This window comes from Blautia sp. 1033sp1_1033st1_G9_1033SCRN_220408, assembly GCF_040929965.1.
GTDB lineage: Bacteria > Bacillota > Clostridia > Lachnospirales > Lachnospiraceae > Blautia_A > Blautia_A ammoniilytica.
In genome coordinates, this window is sequence record NZ_JBFKZO010000004.1 from 140,473 (window position 1) to 163,158 (window position 22,686).

The window sequence follows — 22,686 nt, forward strand, 5'->3', positions numbered from 1 at the left end:
GAACCTGAGATCCACAGTGCATCCAGTCCTTTATGTATTATCGAAAAAACTAGAGCATATTATAAGGTGTCTCTGCGCTTGATGTATCCAGGGTTACCAACTGGTGCAATGATCTCCTTTTCACGGATCAGTCTGGCATGCTTGTCAACTACAAAATTCTCAAGATGAACATCCTGACCGATCAGTGTGTCTGCAAGGATAATACTGTTTTTGATAACAGCTCCTTTTTTGATCACGCAGCCACGTCCAATAATGGAATTCTCTACAGTACCCTCAATCAGACAGCCGTTGGATACTATGGAATTGCGAATGTCTGCACCATCCATATAGTGGGTAGGGCAGGAGTTATTGGTACGGGTATAAATTGGCCATCCTTCACCGAAAAGGTTCTGGGCCTCTTTAATGTTGATCAGAGCCATATTAGCATCATAATAGCTGCGGAAATCTGTGATAGGTGCAAAGAAGCCTTTGTGAGGGATACCACGTACATCCAGATCCATGCCTTCGATCTGACCTGTGCATGCTGCATTTACAATGTCCAACAAAGAGAACATGGAAGAGTAGGCAGCCGCCTTTTTGACCAGGCTGACGAAAAGGTCTTTTTTCATAATATAGGTATCCATGAAAATATTACGGTTCTTTGCTGTTCCAGGATTAGGCTCAATGGAAAGCACACCCTTCTGACGGTTCAGATTCACGATGTTGCAGTGAAGACAGGATTCCTTGGCATTGTCAATGGTATGATACAGCAGGGTAATATCTGCTCCTGAAGAAATATGACTGCCGATCAGAGTGTCAAAATCCTGTGAATAAACCATGTAATTGGGAAGGATCACTACGTAAGGGTGATGCATCTTCTCAATGCTCTCCATATTCTCAATATAAGCTGCAATATCTGTATTATATACATCTCTCCAGGATCTGGCACCTGAAAAAAGAAGCTGCAGATGACCGCTTTTGGAGTTGATGTTGTAGTGACGACCAGTGCCAACATGTTCGATCAGGGAACGGGGCTTATTATTATCCATGTATACCTGGATCCGGTCGATATCACTGTTGCTAAGATTGGAGATCGGAAAGTCGATCACACGGTATCTTCCAAGGAAAGAGAAGGCACCGATCGGACGAAAATCCTGAAGTCCTTCTACAAGGATGTTGCGAGGTGATGAGTTTACAATGCCAAATGCGCTATACATATTATTCAGCCCCCTTTACACGTTGTGCAACAAGCTCGATGTGCTCGCTGTCTGCACTGCCTGCCACAGCATTCTTACCAATGTGGATATTGTCGGCAACAAGGGCACGCTGCACCACTGCGCCTTCTTCTACAACAACGCCTGGCATAAGTACGCTGTCGATCACCTTTGCTCCGGGACGTACTTTGGAGCCTGTGAATAGAACAGAATTTTTAACTTCCCCTTCTACAATACAACCCTGAGTGATGTATGCATTGGTTACACTGGCCTCCGGACCGATATACTGAGGCAGGGTGGTTACATCTTCGGTATAGATCTTCCAGGTAGGGTCATTAAGATCCAGCTCATTGTTCGGGCTGAGAAGATCCATGTTTGCTTCCCAAAGGGAATCGATGGTACCAACATCCTTCCAGTAGCCTTTGAAGCGATAAGCAAACAGGCGCTTTCCGTCGTTTAACATGGTGGGGATGATATCTTTACCGAAGTCGTGGCTGGAATCCGGATTCTTCATATCTGCAAGCAGCATTTTGCGGAGCAGCTTCCAGTTAAAAATATAAATACCCATGGAAGCAAGATTGCTCTTCGGCTCTGCCGGCTTTTCTTCAAATTCTACGATCTGGTCAGTTTCGCCATCTGTATTCATAATACCGAAGCGACTTGCTTCTTTAATAGGAACTTCAATCACTGCGATAGTGGCATCAGCCTTGCTTGCTTTGTGGAAGGCAAGCATCTGAGCATAATTCATTTTATAAATATGATCTCCGGACAGAATGAGAAGATATTCTGGAGATCTGGAATCAATAAAGTCAATATTCTGGGAAATGGCATCTGCGGTACCCCGGTAAACATCAAGTCCTACATCTGCTTTTTCACGAGGCGGCAGTACATAAACACCACTGTCTTTGGCATCAAGTCCCCAGCGTCCTCCTGCTGCTACATAACTGTTCAACAGAATGGATTCATACTGGGTCAGAACGCCTACAACATCAATACCACTGTTGGCACAATTACTGAGAGGAAAATCTACAATACGGTACTTTCCACCATAGGAAACTGCCGGCTTTGCCACTTTGTTGGTAAGCTCGTGGAGACGGCTTCCCCGCCCTCCGGCCAGGATCATCGCTAACATGCTGTTTTGCTTCATAGTGAGCCCTCACTTTCATTTCTTGGATGCTTTTATGAATATAAAAAACAATATTCTTAAGTATATTATACATATTATTGGTGCAGATTTCCATATTTTTGTGCAAAAAATATATAAAATTTGAGAAAAATTGATTACATATCCTGAAGACTGCGGAGGGCCTGGATGTCTTCTTCAGATACCTTAAGGTTAGTGGTAAAATTTTTGCCATCAGGAGTATTGATCTGAACCTCGATAATAGAACCTGCCTGGATCCCATGCTGCTGTACAGCAGCCATAAACTGCGGAAATTTGGGATGACGTTGGGTAAATCCATCCCAGGCGTTTTTGAATTGCATCATTTTTAGTGGATTAAATGCCATAATAAAAATCCTTTCTGAATGATTGTAAATAATTGTTTAAAGGGTAAGAATTACAGGTGCCATGTTTTTAGCTGTTTCCATGGAGTGGCGGATCAGCTTTTGAAAGGTATCGGCATCCTTCAGAACTGTGGGTTTAAGTTCCAGAAAATAAACATTCTCTTTGGGAATATCTCCGGAAGAAGGAAGAACCCCACAGAAGCGAGTGTCTTTGTCCATAAAAGACTGGTATACAGAAGTATCTGTGCCGGAAGGGGCAATACCATATACCCGGAATTTGGGCATGTCCTGAAGCAAGATGCTTTCCATACACTTGGTAAGCTGCTCAGCTGAACTGCTTAAATGGAGTGCAATAGTAAGAATATGATCCTGGGTCAGCAGCAGATAATCATAATACCATTTAAAAACAGGAGGATAGTCCTTCAGAGGCAGAATATCCAGGCTGCGGGCAAATTCTGTAGTGGAGGAGACAATGCTTTCCTGTACTTCCGGGACATTCCTGTATTTACGGTACCAGATAAAAAGGTCTGTCAGTTCCCGGTTCAGGATTTCTGCAAGAGCAGCACCGGTAATATTGTACTTTTGGCATTGTTTCCGGATCAAGGCAAAAGAGCGGAACTGGCACTGGAAATTACGTGCTCTGTTTCCTACCAGGGACTGGCTGTTGTTGATCCTGTATTTTACAAGCCGGTCTTTGGTAAATACCACCCTGTCTGCCGCAAGGGATACTTCGTTAAAGAAGGAACGGTCATTTACACAGATAAAGTCATTAAACCAGAGACGATGCTCCAGAAGGAACTGTCTTTTGTAAATTCCATTCCAGGGAACAACACTTACATGGCTGAAGGCACTGGGATTCTGTGAAAAACTGACTGCTTTGCCATAATAATTTTCCGGAAGGCCGGAAAAACGAAGGATGGCGGTAGAGGAAATCTGGCCGGTGGCGTTATCAAAACAGCGGCTTTTTCCTTTGACCATATCTGCATCCATTTCTTTGGCAAGCTGATAATAACGGCGATATGCACCTTTTTCCACAATGTCATCAGAATCCAGGAAATGCACATATTCACCGGTAGCAGCAACCAGACCCGTATTACGGCAGGAGCCTGCATACATGGTCATAGGGTGGCGGATCAGCATCACACGGGAATCCTTGTGTGTGTAATTAGTGATGATCTGGGCTGACTGGTCAGTGGAATCGTCATCCACACAGATCACCTGCAGATCTGTAAGATCCTGAGAAAGTACACTGTCCAGACATGCCGGCAAATAGGGTGCAGCGTTATGGACAGGGATGATTACACTTAATTTCATAATTGTCTATTATCTCCATACAGAAACAGTGATTGAAAAATATTGGCAAATGTGAGTATATCAGCTGGGAGTCAATCCCCCAGCTGATATAGCCTCCGGCAGGATTGCAGAGGTGCGCAGGAGAAGTATGTCATGCAATTGCATGACGCGCACCTCGCAGCAAGAATGCCGAGGCATTCTTGAATGAACAGTTACCAATATTGCATGTCAAAAACAGTCCTTTTTATTGTACTGTACGGCGCCCTACAGAATCGTAGATAATGCCGGTGTTTTTAAAGTTATGGGAAGGGTAGCAGTTACGTCCGTCCAGGATGATAGGGTGGGTCATAAGCTCTTTGTAGCGGAGGATATCAAAGTCCCGGATCTGAGCCCATTCAGTAAAAATAAAGCAGATATCCGCATCCTTTAAGGTCTCCTCAATGGAAGAACAGTAGGTGATCTCATCCGGATAGTATTTCTTAAAATTCGGAATACCGATGGGATCCCAGGCAAATATCCTGGCTCCGTCATCCAGCATGATGGGGATGTTGATCAGGGAAGGCGCTTCCCGCAGATCATCTGTGTCCGGTTTAAAAGTCAGCCCCAGAACGGCTACCTTCAGTCCTTCAAGGGAATCATAGTATTTGTGGCTCTTTTTAAGAAGCTTCATTTTCTGGATGTCATTTACTTCAATAGCGGCTTTAACCGTTTTCAGTTCTTTTTCATAATAATTGGAAACCCAGTGAAGAGCTTTGGTATCCTTTGGGAAACAAGAGCCGCCATAGCCGATCCCTGCCTTCAGGAATCTGTTGCCAATGCGTGGATCCAGGCCCATACCCTTTGCCACATCTTCAATATTGGCATCCAGAAGTTCGCAAAGGTTTGCAATTTCATTGATATATGAAATCTTTAGTGCAAGAAAATCGTTGGATGCGTATTTTACCATTTCTGCACTTCTGCGGTCTGTAAATACAAAAGGCTGATGAAATTCCTGATAAACTTCCTTCATGCGATCACGTGCCCAGTCAGATTCTACTCCGATGACAATGCGGGAAGCATGGAGAGTGTCTTTTACAGCAGTGCCCTGGGAAAGAAATTCCGGGTTTGAGGCGATTTCCACACGGATGGGAGACAGCCCCAGCTTGCTTCTTCTGGCAGTGATCTGCTGGGTCAGCCGCTTTTCGATTTTGTCGTTGGTACCGATAGGAACTGTGGATTTGATCACAACTACACAATCAGTATCCAGGGTCTGGGCAATCTGGTCGATCACTGTATATACATATTTCAGGTTCGCAGAGCCATCCTTTTTTTCTGGGGTTCCAACACCTACAAAAATGGCCTGGGCATCCTGATAGGCACTGGCATAATCCGTAGTATAGGAAAGCCGTTCTTTATTTTTCTGCATCAAAGGCTCCAGATCTGGTTCGTAGATAGGGGATATCCCCTGCTTCATCAGTTGGATTTTATGTTCGTCAACATCTACACAGGTTACATGATGGCCTGCGTTGGCCAGGGCAACTCCTGTCACAAGGCCTACATAGCCTGTACCTGCAACTGCTATTTTCATATTATTTGCCTGCCGCATTTTGCGGTCCTTTCGTGGATTTTTATATTAGCTGGGAGATGACTCCCACCTCTATAGGTGATGAGAAACAAGCTGGTATCAGTGGTGGGAGTCAATCCCCCAGCTGATATAGCCTCCGGCAGGATTGCAGAGGTGCGCAGGAGAAATATGTCATGCAATTGCATGACGCGCACCTCGCAGCAAGAATGCCGAGGCATTCTTGAATTAAAATGTCACCGCCAAAGGGAATGGAAGTACATCTTGACAAGTAACTGTAGGAATGTAGAACAGTTACGATCTAAAAAGGGTAGCACATTTAAGATGTGTTGTAAAGTTACCCTGTTCCCGGTTCTTTTCCTGCCAGTCGATGGGCAAAGACAGTCTGGCAGCGTTTGGCAAAGGAGACATCTGCCCCCAGCGTTTTTAAGTTACAGTTTACATTTGGGGCAGCAGCTGCACAAAATGCAATGGTCTGCAGATTGTCTGTGGCCTGGATAAATACCTGGTCAAAGGAAACAGGACCGAAATAACGGGTGTATGCCTGTTTTCCCAGGCGGAGCATCCTGCCGGTAGGGTAAATAGAGGCCAGCCCCAGCCGGGTAATAAAGAAGCTGGATATTTTCCAGAAAAGGCTTCTGGCTGGATTCATCCGAAGAGGAAGATACCAGATGTCCGGAAAATGGATATTCAGATATGCTTCTGCCTTAGGATCCTGAAGTACATTATAGGAAAGCCAAACCTGAGCATCCGGATGCTGGGATATAAAGCTGCTCAATTGATCCATTTGTTCAGAGGATATTTTGCGGCCGGTAAACCACAGGATATGCTCCTTTATGGATGGGACAGTCGTATCATTCTGTGATAAATCACCGGATCCGGGATGACTGGACAATTCCCGGGATTCAGGCATTTTTGCTGCCTGTAACATATCAGAAGCGAAAGCATCCGATACTGACAAAGTGGCCTGAAGCTGGCGGATCAGCGCAGGTGCATTGGTACAAGCCGGGACAAATTGCAAGGCTTTTTGCAGGGAAGACGACAATGGATATGGATCATCTTCAGGTAAAAAACGGAGAACGGATGTTGGCAAATTACAGTCTGCCATCAGAATGCTGCAGTAATCGGTGATCAATACATCACAGGACCGGATAAGATCTGTAATGGAATACTGGATCGGCAAAAGGCGTATATGTTTGAAACTGCTGCAATCCACCTGGTATCCGGGAGGAGGAGCCAGATACAGGATCTGCTTGTCCGTTAAGTCATTGTCCAGCTGATATAAAGCATCAGTGAAGCTTCTTACATAGTGAAAGGTCTGTTTTCGGTCTTTTCCTGCAAACAAAGGACAGCAGAACAGCAGTTTTGTATCTGCTGCCAGTCCTTCATTCTGACGAAAGATATCAGCCTCCGTAAATATGGGAAGAGAAGGATCCACTGGTGTCCACAGTTCTTTCAATAAATATGTGGAAAGAGCAGCATTATCTGTGGAAAAGTAAGTATCTGTGTGGCAGATCCCCGCTATCATGGTGTGCTCCATATAATTTTCCAGTATATCTTTGTTTGGGAAAACAATAAGATCACAGGTAAACATGGTATGCTGCCATTTGGCCAGATCATGTCTGGAAGTCAGGCAGTTGGCACTGGTAACAGGAATCAGGCTTTCCGTACAAAGAAGGATATGCCTCTGTTTTGTACCCTTATGGAAATACCAGGGAAGAGGTTGGTCTGTGATCAGCCTGCCGCATTGCGCAAGGGCAATCCCATAATCTTCAGAGTCAGGGGAAATCAAGGTAACACAGGAGGTATCCAGCTGATAGGACTGGCTCAGTCTCTGCCATACAGGACGTGCTTTGGCGGTAAGGGAAAGAAAGACCCGGGTTCCTTTCGCAAAGCTGCCGGAAAGCAGGGTAAGGAAAAGCGGATGGATATCCTGCCCATCCATGGATTCCAGGAAAATATAGCCAGGTTCAGGCAAAACCCTGGTATTGGAAGCCAGATAGGATTCTTTTGCAGGCTGTTCCTGATCAATCAGTCTATCTTCACTGAAAATATAAGCGTTATTATGACCTGCCTTGTAATCTTTCAGCCATGCCTTTTGCTGGTTCGGGGACATTCCGTCACAGGTGTTCACAAAATGAAGCATTTCCTTGCGGGAACCGTAAAGATAAAGCAACTGGAACAAGTGATCCGGAAGTGCGTATTTTACATAATGATTATTCTGCCAATCTGGCAGAAAGGCATCTATATAATCAAAAAGCTGGTTGATAAGATCAAGCTTCAGATCCTTTTTTTCGGTTTCATAGTTGGTGAGAAGCTTCCAGAAACGGAAAAAAAAGTGCCGGATGGTGATGAAATCAATCTCGGTTCTGTAGGTTTCAAGAAAGCCCAGGGAATTCATGCAGTCTTTCAGGTAAATAACTGCTTTTTTAATATCGGCAGTGGCGGGGGTCAGGCTGCCGAGAAAACCAACATTTTTCCTGTAATTGTAAAGGCATTCATCTATTATTCCCACATTACGTGCTTTGGCAGCCAGAAGGTATGCCACCGGAAGATCTTCAAAACGGATTCCTTCCGGAAATGCCAGGCCTTCAAAAAGCTCTCTCCGGATCAGTTTGATCCATGGGTAGGGAGAAAGAATGGACATTTCATATGGCTTTTCGGAAAATGAAAAATTCTGGTTGTGATGACGCATGGGAAATGGAGTCTTTTTACCGGAACTCATATCTATGTTATAGTATGAAAATAACACAAGGTCATTGTCATCCTGAACCGCCTTGGTGTACAGCTGTTCACATGCGGAAGGCTGGATGAAGTCATCACTGTCTACAAACCATACATATTCACCATGGGATTTGGAAAAACCGTAATTGCGGGCATGGCTTACCCCATGGTTTGTGGTTGTGTAAACAAAAAGTTTGGAAGGATATTTTTCCTGGTAGGCTTGCAGGATAGCTGCGCTTGTATCGGTGCTTCCATCATTGACCGCTACGATCTCTAACTGATCCAGAGTCTGGTCAAGCAGGCTGTCCAGACATGCAGGAAGAAACTCTGCTACATTATAAACCGGCAGAATAATACTGACTTTAGGTGTGTTCATAAATTGCCCCCTGTTCCGTTGCTTTTTTTCCCAACATCATATAGTTCCTATTATAACGGTTATCGGTTGTTATCACAAGACCGCAACGGCACAGGATACAGGAAAATAGACTGGACGAAAGGATATATATTCGCTATAATACAAAGAATAACAGATGTCAGGACAAAAGACATCAATGAAAGCAAAAGAAACAGAAGAGGGATATCGTGAGTAAAAGAGAAGATTATAAACGGTTTATCGTGTTCTGCCTTGCAAGTCTGATCATTCTGGCACAGGCAGCAGTGTTTGCATATGTGTGGTATGATTTTTATAGGATCCGGATCGACGAGCCATTCTGGCGAAGAGGTAACTGGGTACTGATCGCAATTTATGCACTGATCAATACCATGTTTTCACGACTGTACGGTGGCCTGAAGGTTGGCTATCTGAAGAGGATCGATGTATTTTATTCACTAACATTGGCAACCATATGTACGAATGTGGTAGTATATTTTCAGATCACACTGATCAACCGCTGGTTTTTGGAAGTTAAGCCAATGATCAGCATGACGGTGGTTCAGCTGCTTCTGATCATTATATGGATCTGGGGATCCAGATATATTTATTCCAGGCTGTATCGGGCTAGGAAGCTTCTGGTGATCTACGGTAACAGGGATCCAGGTGATGATCTGATCCATAAGATGAATTCCAGACGTGACAAATATGATATCAGCGGTAAAGTTCATATTCGTGAAGGAGAAGAACGGATCCATCAGATGATGAAAGAGTATGAAGGCGTGATCATCTGGGATCTGCCATCTGCAGTGCGCAACCGTTATCTGAAATATTGCTTTGCCCATTCTATCAGATGTTATATGAGCCCTAAGATTTCTGATATTATTCTGATCGGTACAGACAGGATCCATTTGTTTGATACACCGCTTCTTATGTCAAGGAATATGGGATTGTCCGTGGAGCAGAGAGCTGCCAAAAGAATGTTGGATATTCTGGTGTCTGGTCTTGGCTTGCTCATCCTTTCGCCGATTATGCTGATCATTGCACTGATAGTGAAATTGTATGATCACGGCCCGGTGTTTTATACACAAAGCAGGCTTACCTGCGATGGGAAAGAATTTATGATCTACAAATTCCGCAGCATGCGGGTGGACTCTGAGAAAAATGGTGCACGTCTTGCTTCTAAGCACGATTCCAGGATCACACCGGTTGGGCATGTACTGAGGAATCTCCATCTGGATGAACTTCCCCAGCTGTTTAATGTATTTAAAGGGGATATGTCTTTGGTGGGACCAAGGCCGGAGCGTACAGAGATCATGCAGGAATATGAAAAGGAGATACCGGAGTTTTATTACCGCTTGAAAGTTAAGGCAGGACTTACCGGTTATGCCCAGGTTTACGGGAAGTACAATACAACCCCCTACGATAAGCTGAAGCTGGATCTGTTTTATATTGAGAATTATTCTTTTGTACTGGATATTAAGCTTTTATTCATGACTGTGAAGATCTTTTTTCAGAAGGAAGTATCCGAAGGTGTGGATGACAAGCAGAAGAATGCCCTTAAGGATTCAACAGATGAGAGGGGAAAAGAATGAGAATGCCTGAAGTATCTGTGGTCATGCCTGTATACAATGGAGAGAAATACATCCGTCAGGCTATAGAGTCTGTCTTCATTCAGGATGTATCCCTGGAATTGTTGGTAATCGATGACGGATCATGGGACGGTACAGCCGGGATTCTGAAAGAGTATGAAGGCAGGGAGAATTTTCGGTATTTTCGTAATTCATCCAATTTAGGAGCGGCAGGTTCCAGAAATCGTGGTGTAAGAGAAGCCAGAGGCAGATACATCGCTTTTCTCGATGCAGATGACTGGTGGGAAGAAGGTAAGCTTTCGGCACAGCTAAAGCAGCTGAAGAGTACAGGCCGGGTGTTATGTTCTACCGGACGCACTTTGATGGACTCTTCCGGTGCAGATACCGGTCGATACATTCCGGTAAAAGAAACTGTCACTTATCGGGATTTGTTAAGTCATAACAGTATTAACTGTTCGTCTGTTGTGGTAAAGAAAGAGGCTGCTTTAGAATTTCCCATGGAGCATGATGACAGCCATGAGGACTATATTACCTGGCTGAAGATTCTGAAGAAATATGGACCTGCAGTAGGAATCGACAGGCCCTACCTGAAATATCGCCTCTCTGAAGGAGGAAAATCCAGAAATAAGCTGAAATCCGCCAGAATGACTTACCATGTGTACCGTTATGTTGGGTATGGACCTGTGAAAAGCACCTGCTTTTTTATTTCTTATGCTTTGCACGGTCTATGGAAATACAGAAAAAAATAAGGTAACTGCGGGTAAAAACAGTTACCAAATATGTATTGTTGACCGGACAGCAGTCATCACTACGGATGGCTCTGTCCGGTTATTTTGGTGTCTTTTTCTCTGTCAGGTCTTTTTTGATCTGAGTGGTGGAAATCTCAGGGGTGCGAGGCAGATAGATTACATCACAGTAATCTTTCAGAAAATCAAATTTTCCTTCCCAGTCATCCCCCATTACAAAAGTATCGATATGATATTCCTTAACATCAGATATCTTCTGCTCCCAGTTCTCTTCCGGGATCACAAGGTCTACATAACGGATAGCTTCCAGAAGCTGCTTTCTTTTTTCATATGAAAAATAGCATTTCTTTTGCTTTTCGTTCCAGTTGAACTCATCTGTGGAAAGTCCCACAATCAGGTAATCGCCGTATTGCTTGGCACGTCGCAGCAAATTGATGTGGCCGTAATGCAGCAGGTCGAAGGTCCCATATGTAATTACTCTTTTCATAATCTGTCCTCACTGAATCAATTTCATGATGTCATTATATCATATGCCGGTGAAACTGCAAAGCAAACCACTGGCAGAAAGAAAAATGTAAAATATTATTCTATAATTTGTAAAAGTATGTTATTATTTTAGAGACATTGCAACTGTTCATTGCTTTTACAGTTACGGGACTTTTACATAAGGGGAATGATAAAAATGACAGAGAAACAAGAGCATCTGTTAAAGCTTTTTCAGGAGCTGGATCACATATGTCAAGAGAATGAGCTTCGGTATGTACTGGCAGAAGAGTCAACACTTGCTGCAGTAGGAAGAGCCGGATTTGCCGGTGGAGAGACAGAAATAAAGGTTTACATGCCAAGGGCAGACTGGAACCGGCTTGGGGAGATAGCCGGGAAAGAATTGCCTAAGGACAGGATACTTTACCCTGAGCCCATGGCAGGATATGGTGAGGATTTTGGCTGTGCCCTGGAAAAACAGCAGATTCTGGGGTCAGGACCTGCAGGGGAGCGGATCCATATCAGGATACTGGATCCGGTGTCTGAGGAAGCCTTTGAGAAATACAGGAGGGATCTGGGGCTTTACCTGGATCTTACAGATTCACAGGAGGTACATGGACTGTCCTGGGGGATTTCACCATCCAGATATTACAGATATTATCTTTCTGGCAGACTTACAGGGAAAAGGCATGTCCTTGGAAAACTGGAAAAGCGTATGCAGGCCTTTCGAGAGGAAGACTGCAGCAAATTTGCAGTACATGTGGGAGAACGCTTTCTTTTTATGGAAAAAGAGATATTATTTCCTGGGAGAACCTGTGATTTCCAGGGAGTGCAGGCAATGATCCCAGGGAAGGCCAGTGAATATCTGACGCAGGTTTACGGGGATGAATGGACGGATTTTCAATTTCCGGCAGAAGAGGATGCGCAAAGATCTGCAACAGTTGAAGGAATCAGCTATCAGGAGTTAAGGGAAGACTATCTGCCGGGGATCCGAAAGGGCAGATTACAACGGGCGATTATGCATAGCAAGCTTCGCATTCTTTCCGGAACTAAGGACAGTGGGCAAGAAGAATCAGAGGGATTTTTCAGAAATGTGACAGGAATAGAGCAGGAAAAGGATCTGGAACGATTCAGGCATGCCATTGCAGACTATGCCGGCGGCAAGAAACCTTCTGCAAAAGAGACAGCTCTTTCCCTTCATGAGAAATATCCGAATCATCTTCAGATCACCAGATTTCTTGGCAGATTTTATATGGAAGAGGCCAGAGAAACTCAGGATGGCACAGAGGCAGAACGTTTTATCGAAGAGGCCTTGCGTAAATTTCCAGAGGATGGTTATTTCCTGAAATACAGAGGAGAGCTTCTGTGGATGCGGGGAAGATGTGCAGATGCTCTTGTTGTATTTGCACAGGCAAGGGAGAAAACTTCAAATATGATCGTGCATAAGGAACTGGATCTGTTTCTTGCACTATATGAACAACAGGCCGGGGATACCTGCCAGGCACTTCTTGCAAATAGGGAAAAAGAAGCAGCACGGAATCTGGCAGAGCTCTGGTTCCGGCTTCTGCCACGTTCGGAACGGATGAAAAGCCTGGTATATCTGACACGGGTCAGCACTGCCAGAACAGTAAAAGAAATGGAGCTTCTTACCGATGAGATGACTGCTTTTGTACAGGTGCGGGAGAATGGCAGAAGAAAAAAGAACAGGGAACTGTATGGCCCGGCACTGACAAAGGCATGGGAACGGCTTGGATATCCTGGGGAGCTGGCAAAGCTTCGCACAGAGATCCTGTACACGGAAGAGCCCGGGGAACTGGAATGGATCGCTGAAAAGGTTAAGGATTATCAGATCCACAAAGATAAGCTGGCTCAGGTGTATAAGCTTGCAGGCGATGCAAGAAAGAAGCAGGGTCAGACGGAACAGGCCTTTGAGAACTATCGGAAGGCTATGGAATATGCAGGGAAATCTTATGCAAGAAAGGAGCTTTCCTCCCTGATCCTGCAGGATCTATATATGGGAAGCCACAAGGCAGCAGAATATGCTGCATCCGGAAAGGGAGAAGAGTTTCTGGATGCCTGGTTATCCAGGTATGGTACTGTGGAAGACCTGAAAAAACTGGTGAGAAGCTGTGTGGCTGATGGAAGCATTTCACATATCGGTGACAGGATGCCCCTTACCGGTGAAAACTGGCAGACTATGGAAGATATGAAGAATCCTAAAACCGATTATGCCACCTGGTGCTGGGAGTATGTACAGTTCTGTGCAGAGAAGATCCGTCTGGAAAAATATTACACAACCCATAAGGATGTGATCGTAAATCTGTACAAGAATAAGGATTTCCCACGATTGGAAAGCTTTCTTGCCCCTTATCACCAGGCTACGCTGCGGAGTCTGAAGACTCAGGAAATCTTTGTGCCGGATGAAGAGATTTTTGAAATCTATCTGTATATTCTTGGATGTAAAGGCATGGAAACCCTGAAAAAAGAAATTGAGAATTACTGGAATTGATTCCGGAAAACATATTTTAAAGGGCAGTACAAATTTATAGAAAAGGATTTATAGAAAAAGACTATAGAAAAACTATAGAAAAGCTAATCTGAAATTACAGGAAAAGACTTGACGGACAGGTATGTTTTGTGGTACACTTGACAAGCGACATGGAAGTTAGGTCTTTTTTTTATGCCCGAAATTGGTGACGGATATGCTTTTTGAAGGCAAAAGAAGACCGTGCAAATGAAAACACTGGAGGTGGAAGTTGTGCGCGTTAGGATTACATTAGCATGTACGGAGTGCAAGCAGCGGAACTACAATATGACTAAGGAAAAGAAAAACCATCCTGAGAGAATGGAAACCAAGAAATATTGTAAATTCTGCCAGAGACACACAATGCACAAGGAAACAAAGTAGTCACGAGATTGTGAGGTTAGGCTATGCAAGGAAAAGAAAAATCTGCTGATAAAAGCCAGAAGAAGGGTTTCTTTCAGGGAGTTCAGGCCGAGTTCAAAAAGATCATTTGGACAGACCGTCCTACTCTTATCAAACAGACAATCGTCGTTCTGATCGTGACAATTCTGCTGGGCGTGATCATCAGCGTGATGGATGCAGGCATTCTGGAATGCATAAATCTTTTAATTAAATAAGGACAAAGGTGGATTGTATGTCAGAAGCAAAATGGTATGTGGTTCATACCTATTCAGGGTATGAGAACAAGGTAAAGGCCAACATTGAAAAAACAATTGAGAACAGACATCTGGAAGACCAGATCCTGGAGGTTCGTGTTCCGCTGCAGGATGTAGTGGAGATGAAGAATGGCGTTGCCAAATCTGTCCAGAAAAAAATGTTTCCGGGTTATGTGCTCCTCAACATGATCATGAATGATGATACCTGGTATGTTGTCCGCAACACCAGGGGAGTTACGGGATTTGTAGGGCCGGGATCCAAGCCGGTGCCTCTGACAGAAGCAGAAATGCAGCCCCTTGGCATCCATGAGGAGAGCGTTCAGGTGGATTTTGAAGAAGGAGACATGGTTGTGGTAACAGGCGGAGCCTGGAAAGATACCACAGGTGTTGTATCAGCTATTAATCTGCCAAAACAGGTTGTGACTATCAATGTTGAACTGTTCGGTCGCGAAACACCGGTAGAGATCAGTTTCGCAGAGATCAAGAAAATGTAAATTATTAATCAGGTAACACGATATCGTGGGAGGGATATACCCCCGCCAATACCACATAGGAGGTGCCGAAAATGGCAAAAAAAGTAACAGGCTATATAAAATTACAGATTCCCGCTGGTAAAGCAACTCCAGCACCACCTGTAGGTCCAGCTCTTGGACAGCACGGTGTAAATATCGTTCAGTTTACAAAAGAGTTTAACGCAAGAACAGCTGATCAGGGTGATATGATCATTCCGGTTGTTATCACTGTTTACGCAGACAGAAGTTTCAGCTTCATAACCAAAACTCCGCCGGCTGCAGTTCTTCTTAAGAAAGCTGCAAACATCAAATCTGGTTCCGGCGTACCGAACAAAACAAAAGTTGCAAAGGTTACAAAGGCTCAGGTTCAGGAGATTGCAGAGCTGAAGATGAAAGACCTGAATGCAGCATCCATCGAAGCAGCTATGAGCATGATTGCTGGTACTGCAAGAAGTATGGGAATCGAAGTAGTTGATTGATTATAAGTAGATAGTGGGAGGGCTTTTCCCCGCAAATACCACAGGAGGTTATAGAAATGAAACGAGGAAAGAAATATGTGGAAGCTGCGAAAGCAGTTGACCGCTCAACATTATATGATACCGCAGAAGCAATCAGCTTAGTGAAAAAAGCTGCAGTTGCAAAGTTTGACGAGACCATCGAAGTTCATATCCGTACAGGCTGCGATGGACGTCATGCAGATCAGCAGATCCGTGGTGCAGTTGTTCTGCCACACGGAACAGGTAAAAAGGTTCGTGTTCTTGTATTCGCAAGAGACGCTAAAGCTGAGGAAGCAAAGGCAGCAGGCGCTGAGTTCGTAGGAGCTGAGGAGCTTATTCCGAAGATCCAGAACGAAGGATGGCTGGATTTCGACGTTGTTGTTGCAACACCTGACATGATGGGCGTTGTAGGACGTCTGGGTCGTGTACTTGGACCGAAAGGTTTAATGCCAAACCCGAAAGCTGGTACTGTAACCATGGATGTTACAAAAGCGGTTCATGATATCAAAGCCGGTAAGATCGAGTACCGTCTTGACAAAACAAATATCATCCATGTTCCGGTTGGTAAAGCTTCCTTTACCGAGGAGCAGTTAAGCGACAACTTCCAGACGCTGATTGGAGCTATTTTAAAGGCAAGACCAAGCACACTGAAAGGTCAGTATTTAAGAAGCGTTACAATCGCTCCTACAATGGGACCTGGTGTGAAGATCAACCCAATGAAATTAGCTTAATAGATTAAGACAGTAAGATAAAGCCTCCGCCGGAGCCAGTATGGGCACCGGGGAGGCTTTCCTGTATTAAGGAGGAGAAAGGATGGCAGCAGGGCGAAGGAAACGCAGACGGAGAAATTATAGAAAACGGCTGCTGATTTGTCTGTTGGTGCAGATTCTGGCATTGACAGCCTTTGGATGTGCCCTGGGATGGAATAGAGGTGTTAGTTCTTTTGCAGCAGACATAGCAGGGAAATTTTCTTCTCCTGTGATTGCTGACCTAGATTTGTCCGGGATCTGGAGTACCTGTGCAGTTCTTATGGATGAAAGAAGCGGTAAGGTGATCAGTCAGGTATCAGGAGAGGAACGGATGTACCCGGCCTCCATGACAAAGGTTATGACAGCGATTGTAGCTATAGAGGCACTACCAGGATTGCAGAAGCAGATAACCCTTTCAGGGGATGACATTGATCAGTTGTACAAGCATGATGCCACTCAGGCAGGCTTTCAGCTTGGTGAGAAGGTAACAGCTCTGGATCTGTTATATGGTGTTATGCTGCCATCCGGAGCAGAGTGCTGTCTGGCACTGGCACAGGATATTTCCGGTTCCGAAGCAAAATTTGTGGAAAAAATGAATGAGAAAGCAAAAAAGCTTGGGATGGATGGAACCCATTTTTGTGACTGTACAGGACTCCATGATCCTGAGCATTACAGTACAGCCCGGGACATTGCAGTTCTTATGCGTTATGCAGTGCATAATCCGGTATTTCGCAAGATTGCCCAGGCAGTCAGACATACTTCCCAGGGAACCAACCTTCACCCGGACGGGATCACCTATTACAGCAGTATGCTTAAGAATATGCCTGATCCGTCTGTAACCGGAGGAGAGATACTGGGCGGGAAGACTGGGTATACGGATGTGGCTGGCCACTGCCTTGCAAGCTTTGCCAGGATTAAAGACAGAGAGTACATTCTGGTGACAGCAGGAGCATATAGCGACAACGATCCTATTCCCCACATTGAAGATGCTTATACCATATACAACCGTCTGGGGAGAGTTGTGGACGGAAAGTGAAAGATGGTGTAAAATGAGCTGTGAAAGACTGAGCAGATGAAAGAAAGAGCGATAGGCTAATTAAAAGAAAGAGGTAGCCAAATGAGAAAATATAAACGTATTTTTCTGGTCGTAATTGATTCTCTTGGAATTGGAGCTATGAAGGATGCTGCAGAGTATGGAGATGCAGGTGCAGATACTCTTGGACACATTGACCAAACAGTAAAAGAACTGAAGCTTCCGGCTATGGAAAAGCTGGGGCTTGGGAATTTGTGCACACTTTCACATGTGGCACCTTCTGATCATCCTTTAGGATATTATGCCCGCTTAAATGAAGCTAGCCTGGGGAAGGATACCATGACCGGTCACTGGGAGATGATGGGGCTGCATATCACCACACCATTTAAAACATTTACAGAGCATGGTTTTCCACCGGAACTGATCCATGAATTAGAAGAAAGAACCGGTCATAAGATTGTAGGAAACCGTTCGGAGAGCGGCACTAAGATCCTGGATGACCTGGGAGAGCATCAGATCCGCACAGGAGATATGATCGTTTATACTTCTGCAGATTCCGTGCTGCAGATTGCAGGGCATGAAGAGACCTTTGGTCTGGATGAATTATACAGATGTTGTGAGATCGCCCGTGAGATCACCATGAAGGATGAATGGAAGGTAGGCCGTGTGATCGCAAGACCTTACGTGGGACGCAAAAAGGGAGAGTTTAAGCGGACACCGAACCGCCACGATTATGCAGTAAGTCCCTTTGGGAAGACTGCATTGGATATATTAAAGGATGCAGGATATGATGTGATCAGTGTAGGCAAGATCGCAGATATTTTCAACAATCAGGGCATTACTGAAAAATACCATTCTGACAGCAGTGTGCAGGGAATGGAACAGACCATAGAAATTGCAAAAAGGGATTTTCATGGTCTGACATTTGTAAATCTTGTGGATTTTGATGCTTTGTGGGGACACAGAAGGAACCCGGAAGGGTATGGCAGCGAACTGGAGAAGTTCGATGAAAAGCTGACACAGCTGCTGCCTTTGATCCGGAAAGACGACCTTCTGATGATCACTGCAGATCACGGAAATGATCCGACCTATACAGGCACAGACCATACCAGAGAGCAGACTCCGCTGCTGATTTATTCACCTGGCTTGAAAGGCGGGCAGCTGCCGGTTCAGGATACCTTTGCAGTGTCAGGCGCTACCATTCTGGATAATTTCGGCCTTTCTCCTGCAGAGGGAATGATCGGGCATACACTTGGAGGATTGCTGGCCTGAAGCTGATGTAAGGATGTTTCACTTTTTTGAAAAGAATAATTCCGGAAAGAACGGGGTTGAATTTAAGCATCCTTAATATTATAATGGCTTTGAATAAAGAGAAAATACAAGAACAGATTACGATTAAGGAGGAATCAATCATGATTACCTGGAAAAACCTGGATACACTTGATTCGTTTAAAGAGCTTTCACAGACTGCGAAGGTTGATGTTGCAGATGTGATGAAGGGTGAGGGCGGCGCAGAGCGTGTGAAGAAATACAGCGTTCCCATGGCTGCAGGACTGACTTATCATTACGCTGCAAAAGCAGTGGATGACCAGGTGCTGGAAGCATTGAAGAAGCTGGCAGAAGAAGCACAGCTTACAGAGAAGTTTCAGGCTCTTTACAATGGAGAGGTGATCAATACAGGAGAGAAACGTCTTGTTCTTCATCATATGACACGTGGCCAGCTTGGAGACAAGGTAGAGGCTGATGGTGTTGATAAACGTGCTTTCTATGTAGAGCAGCAGGAGAAGATCGCAGATTTTGCCAATAAAGTTCATGCAGGTGAGATCACAAACGCAGCAGGTGAGAAATTCACTACAGTTGTTCAGATCGGTATCGGCGGAAGTGACCTTGGACCGAGAGCCATGTATCTTGCTCTTGAGAACTGGGCAAAGAGAAATAATAAATTCAAGATGGAAGCGAAGTTCATCAGCAATGTAGATCCGGATGATGCAGCAGCAGTTCTGGCATCTATTGATGTTGCTCATTCTATCTTTATCCTGGTTTCCAAATCAGGAACAACCCTTGAGACACTTACCAATGAATCTTTTGTAAAAGATGCCCTGAAGAATGCAGGACTGGATGCTTCCAAGCATATGATCGCAGTTACAAGTGAGACTTCACCTCTTGCAAAGAGTGATGATTATCTGGCAGCATTCTTTATGGATGACTATATCGGTGGACGTTACTCTTCCACATCTGCAGTAGGCGGTGCAGTATTATCCCTGGCCTTTGGTCCGGATGTATTTGCGCAGTTCCTGAAAGGCGCAGGAGAAGAGGATGCCCTTGCAAAGAATGAGGATATTTTCCAGAACCCGGCAATGCTGGATGCACTGATCGGTGTATATGAGAGAAATGTACTTGGTTATCCAAGCACAGCTGTATTACCATATTCACAGGGATTGAGCCGTTTCCCGGCACACCTTCAGCAGCTGGATATGGAGTCAAATGGAAAGTCTGTCAACAGATTTGGCGAGCCTGTAGATTATGTGACAGGACCGGTTATTTTCGGTGAGCCTGGTACAAACGGCCAGCATTCCTTCTATCAGCTGCTTCATCAGGGAACTGACATTATCCCGCTGCAGTTCATTGGCTTTAAGAACAACCAGATGGGTACAGATGTTGTAATCCAGGGAAGCACCAGCCAGCAGAAGCTTTGTGCAAACGTTGCTGCACAGATCGTTGCTTTTGCCTGCGGCAAAGAAGATGAGAACCAGAATAAGAACTTCAAGGGCGGCCGTCCTTCCAGCATTATCATTGGAGAGCAGCTTACACCTGAGGCAATGGGGGCTCTTCTTGCTCACTTTGAGAACAAGGTTATGTTCCAGGGCTTTGTATGGAACTTAAACAGCTTTGACCAGGAAGGCGTACAGCTTGGAAAGGTTCTGGCTAAAAAGGTTCTTGCACATGAGACAGAGGGTGCACTGAAGGAATTAAGCGATCTTCTGAACATCTGATGTGCGATCAGGTATATGAATCAATATTAATAAGGTTTTGAGGGTGAAAGCCCTTAATTTAAAAAGCACAGAAGTTATTGTCCAAAAATATGGACTTTAACTACTGTGCTTTTTGTTGCAATAATTAATATGAATATGTTACAGGATCATGGCTGCCATCTGCAGCACCAGTAAGATCTCTGTACCAATAAGTACCATCCAGGTGCGGGATGCCTGCTTTACATTTACAGACACTATATTTGTGGTCAGCAATGGGAAAAATGCAGGTGCAAGTGGCAGGAAATACCGCCCCTGGAGCCCCTGGATATAATTCCATTTCATCTTTGTATATCCTACCAGCATGGAAAGCATGATCAGCAGTGTGGATAGCAGACAGCTTCCTGAAATCACAAGCTGTGCTTTACGGGAAAGCCTTTTGTTGTCATCGTTAACATTTATAAGCAGAAGCAGGCAGATCAGCAGGAGAATAATAAAGATCCAATTTATCTGGAAATCCAGCCAGGAAAGCATGCCTCCAAGAAGTCCACGAACAAGATCATCTCCGCATTTCATCAGTGTATTCCACAGCAGATAAACGGTGTGCAGCGGGTGCTGAAGTACGTAAGGAATAGTATATAATGAATTTTCCTGGTCAATAGCAGCTGCAGAAGTCAGAAAGTCATGAAATACAGGCATGAATTTTACAAGGGCAAGTGCTGATAGCAGGACAAAGGCAAGAACTGATCCAAGAAGCAGCTTACGTTTCCGGGCAGGATACATTCCTGATGACCTGTGATGAAAACACAGAATCAAAAGAAACAGCAACGGCAGATATACGCCGCCTTTGATCACAGCCACGAAAACAGCAAGTATCCCTGTTGGAATCAATTGCTTCTTATGGAGGACCTGAGTGTTTTGGCAATGGAAACACAAGGCAATGAACAGGAAGACCAGTCCATTGATAATAGCGTCATAAGAGGCAGAGGCAGCCTGCTGCAAGGTGATAGGAAGCAATCCAAGGGCACCGAAAAGGTTTTTCCAGTATGGTGTTACACCGATAGCCAGCCGGATCAGCAGGATAAACACCAGCAGGTTAAAGATACGGCCAAGCTGGAAAGTAAGCATTGCTGAAAGCCCAAGAATCCGTCCCACACTGATGCCAAGAGCTGCAGGCAGGTATACGATCCCGGGAACCAGATTGGTGCCATCGATATAGGAAACCTGTACCAGCTGTGTATCAGAAGGCCGTTCTAAGGTATGAAAAAGCAGCTGATAATAGGAGTTGCTTTCCAGACCATTTGCCAGCATTTCACTTAATCTTGCATCGCATTCCCTTTTGTAAATGGTGCCAGGTGTATCAGTGGATTGTACAAAAAGGATCTGGTTGGAATACTTATATGCAGTGTCAAGGTGCGTGGACTCGTCCGGCACGCCGTGGACAGTAACAAGGCATTGAAAAATAAGACCAAGCATAAGTGCAAGCGGTACAAAAAACTGCTGGATCTTCTGGCAGCGAATCATAATCAGATAATAAGCCAGTGCAGCAAAAAGCAGCAGGGCAGCACATAAAACAGCATAAAACAGAGACATAAAGCTGTTGTCACTGTAGCTGAGGGAATAAATCACATTGCTGTGGTCTGCAGGGTTGTCATTAAAAGAAGATACAAGGATCTGTCTCTGATTTGCTGTAAAGTGCAAAGTTGTATCCTGTGCATGTTCCAGGGTAAGCTCCAGCCGGAGAAGCCTGGATTCAGAGTCTGTAAATTCCTCATCTAAGGAGCATTTCAGGTATCTGGAATTGGAAGTCTTGATTAATCCGGTGATTTTCTGGCTGTCCCTGTAAAGGATCTGGCCGCTTTCAGTATCAGATAAGGTAATGGAAATCCTGGCATCTGAACTGGCACGATAGGCAGTGCACTCCATTGAAAATGCTCTCAGTTCAGGTACCGAACAGGAAAATTCTTCTGTAAGAGAAGGCGAATCTTTGGTAAGGATGACTTCGCCGTTGGTCTTGTGGGTTGTCATCATGATATATTGAACCGGTTTGTGCAGATCATACCGGAACTGGGCTTTGTAAACAATGACACATACGCCGCTTATAAAAAGAAGAAAAACCAGGAAAGGAAGAATGCGTCTTAAGTTTTTGGGGAGTGTTTTTTGCTTGTCCATGAAATAGATTCTCCGTGTTCTCAATAGTTTTGGATGAAATAATTATAACCAATGTGGAAGGATTACGCAATACAGCATGTGCTGCCAGATTAACGTATGGTATCGA

Annotated in this window: 19 protein-coding genes; 11 read left to right on the top strand and 8 right to left on the bottom strand. The window is 44.6% G+C overall.

Annotated features, from left to right (window positions below; all coding sequences use genetic code 11):
* Nucleotides 1-59 precede the first annotated feature (59 nt).
* From glgD to AB5916_RS04920, 6 genes are all read right to left on the bottom strand, one after another.
* Nucleotides 60-1,196 (bottom strand): glucose-1-phosphate adenylyltransferase subunit GlgD, encoded by a 1,137-nt coding sequence (glgD, locus tag AB5916_RS04895; protein WP_173728810.1) that lies wholly within the window; start codon nucleotides 1,194-1,196, stop codon nucleotides 60-62.
* Nucleotide 1,197: 1 nt separating this feature from the next.
* Entirely contained in the window at nucleotides 1,198-2,340 is a 1,143-nt protein-coding gene (locus AB5916_RS04900; protein WP_368189530.1) for a glucose-1-phosphate adenylyltransferase, read from the bottom strand.
* Nucleotides 2,341-2,474: 134 nt separating this feature from the next.
* A complete protein-coding gene (locus AB5916_RS04905) occupies nucleotides 2,475-2,681 on the bottom strand; it encodes a hypothetical protein (protein WP_368189531.1) in 207 nt (68 codons plus the stop codon).
* 57 nt (nucleotides 2,682-2,738) lie between these two features.
* Nucleotides 2,739-4,013 carry a glycosyltransferase gene (locus AB5916_RS04910; RefSeq protein ID WP_158422873.1) on the bottom strand — a complete coding sequence of 425 codons (1,275 nt, stop codon included), beginning with the start codon at nucleotides 4,011-4,013 and terminating at the stop codon, nucleotides 2,739-2,741.
* Nucleotides 4,014-4,236: 223 nt separating this feature from the next.
* Complete coding sequence (locus AB5916_RS04915; protein WP_158422872.1) at nucleotides 4,237-5,559, bottom strand: UDP-glucose/GDP-mannose dehydrogenase family protein; 1,323 nt, start codon at nucleotides 5,557-5,559, stop codon at nucleotides 4,237-4,239.
* A 331-nt stretch (nucleotides 5,560-5,890) separates the two neighbouring features.
* Nucleotides 5,891-8,653, bottom strand: coding sequence for a glycosyltransferase (locus AB5916_RS04920; protein ID WP_368189532.1), 2,763 nt, complete (start codon nucleotides 8,651-8,653; stop codon nucleotides 5,891-5,893).
* A gap of 206 nt (nucleotides 8,654-8,859) precedes the next feature.
* Between AB5916_RS04920 and AB5916_RS04925 the strand changes: the two genes are divergently transcribed.
* On the top strand, nucleotides 8,860-10,242 hold the full coding sequence (locus tag AB5916_RS04925) for a sugar transferase (RefSeq protein WP_368189534.1): 1,383 nt from the start codon (nucleotides 8,860-8,862) through the stop codon (nucleotides 10,240-10,242).
* A 2-nt stretch (nucleotides 10,243-10,244) separates the two neighbouring features.
* Entirely contained in the window at nucleotides 10,245-10,988 is a 744-nt protein-coding gene (locus AB5916_RS04930; RefSeq protein ID WP_368189535.1) for a glycosyltransferase family 2 protein, read from the top strand.
* 79 nt (nucleotides 10,989-11,067) lie between these two features.
* Here the strand turns inward: AB5916_RS04930 and tagD are convergent, their stop codons facing one another.
* The gene (gene tagD, locus AB5916_RS04935) at nucleotides 11,068-11,472 is read right to left on the bottom strand and encodes a glycerol-3-phosphate cytidylyltransferase (protein WP_368189537.1); all 405 of its coding nucleotides are present in this window, start codon (nucleotides 11,470-11,472) and stop codon (nucleotides 11,068-11,070) included.
* Between the two features lie 195 nt (nucleotides 11,473-11,667).
* On the opposite strand from tagD, the gene AB5916_RS04940 reads away from it, so the two are divergent.
* The 9 genes from AB5916_RS04940 to AB5916_RS04980 all read left to right on the top strand — a co-directional run bounded on the left by AB5916_RS04940 (nucleotide 11,668) and on the right by AB5916_RS04980 (nucleotide 20,432).
* Nucleotides 11,668-13,977 carry a LicD family protein gene (locus tag AB5916_RS04940; RefSeq protein WP_368189538.1) on the top strand — a complete coding sequence of 770 codons (2,310 nt, stop codon included), beginning with the start codon at nucleotides 11,668-11,670 and terminating at the stop codon, nucleotides 13,975-13,977.
* 249 nt (nucleotides 13,978-14,226) lie between these two features.
* Complete coding sequence (gene rpmG, locus AB5916_RS04945; RefSeq protein WP_117853039.1) at nucleotides 14,227-14,376, top strand: 50S ribosomal protein L33; 150 nt, start codon at nucleotides 14,227-14,229, stop codon at nucleotides 14,374-14,376.
* A 23-nt stretch (nucleotides 14,377-14,399) separates the two neighbouring features.
* On the top strand, nucleotides 14,400-14,609 hold the full coding sequence (secE, locus tag AB5916_RS04950) for a preprotein translocase subunit SecE (protein WP_158421219.1): 210 nt from the start codon (nucleotides 14,400-14,402) through the stop codon (nucleotides 14,607-14,609).
* A gap of 17 nt (nucleotides 14,610-14,626) precedes the next feature.
* Nucleotides 14,627-15,142, top strand: a complete 516-nt coding sequence (nusG, locus tag AB5916_RS04955) for a transcription termination/antitermination protein NusG (RefSeq protein WP_158421218.1) — start codon at nucleotides 14,627-14,629, stop codon at nucleotides 15,140-15,142.
* A 71-nt stretch (nucleotides 15,143-15,213) separates the two neighbouring features.
* Nucleotides 15,214-15,639, top strand: a complete 426-nt coding sequence (rplK, locus tag AB5916_RS04960) for a 50S ribosomal protein L11 (protein ID WP_158421217.1) — start codon at nucleotides 15,214-15,216, stop codon at nucleotides 15,637-15,639.
* 56 nt (nucleotides 15,640-15,695) lie between these two features.
* The gene (gene rplA, locus AB5916_RS04965; RefSeq protein WP_158421216.1) at nucleotides 15,696-16,388 is read left to right on the top strand and encodes a 50S ribosomal protein L1; all 693 of its coding nucleotides are present in this window, start codon (nucleotides 15,696-15,698) and stop codon (nucleotides 16,386-16,388) included.
* Nucleotides 16,389-16,470: 82 nt separating this feature from the next.
* Complete coding sequence (locus AB5916_RS04970) at nucleotides 16,471-17,442, top strand: D-alanyl-D-alanine carboxypeptidase family protein (protein WP_158421215.1); 972 nt, start codon at nucleotides 16,471-16,473, stop codon at nucleotides 17,440-17,442.
* An 81-nt stretch (nucleotides 17,443-17,523) separates the two neighbouring features.
* Nucleotides 17,524-18,711, top strand: a complete 1,188-nt coding sequence (locus AB5916_RS04975) for a phosphopentomutase (protein ID WP_368189542.1) — start codon at nucleotides 17,524-17,526, stop codon at nucleotides 18,709-18,711.
* 140 nt (nucleotides 18,712-18,851) lie between these two features.
* A complete protein-coding gene (locus AB5916_RS04980) occupies nucleotides 18,852-20,432 on the top strand; it encodes a glucose-6-phosphate isomerase (protein ID WP_294530139.1) in 1,581 nt (526 codons plus the stop codon).
* A 138-nt stretch (nucleotides 20,433-20,570) separates the two neighbouring features.
* On the opposite strand, the gene AB5916_RS04985 is transcribed toward AB5916_RS04980, so the two are convergent.
* Complete coding sequence (locus AB5916_RS04985) at nucleotides 20,571-22,580, bottom strand: DUF2142 domain-containing protein (RefSeq protein WP_368189544.1); 2,010 nt, start codon at nucleotides 22,578-22,580, stop codon at nucleotides 20,571-20,573.
* Nucleotides 22,581-22,686 lie beyond the last annotated feature (106 nt).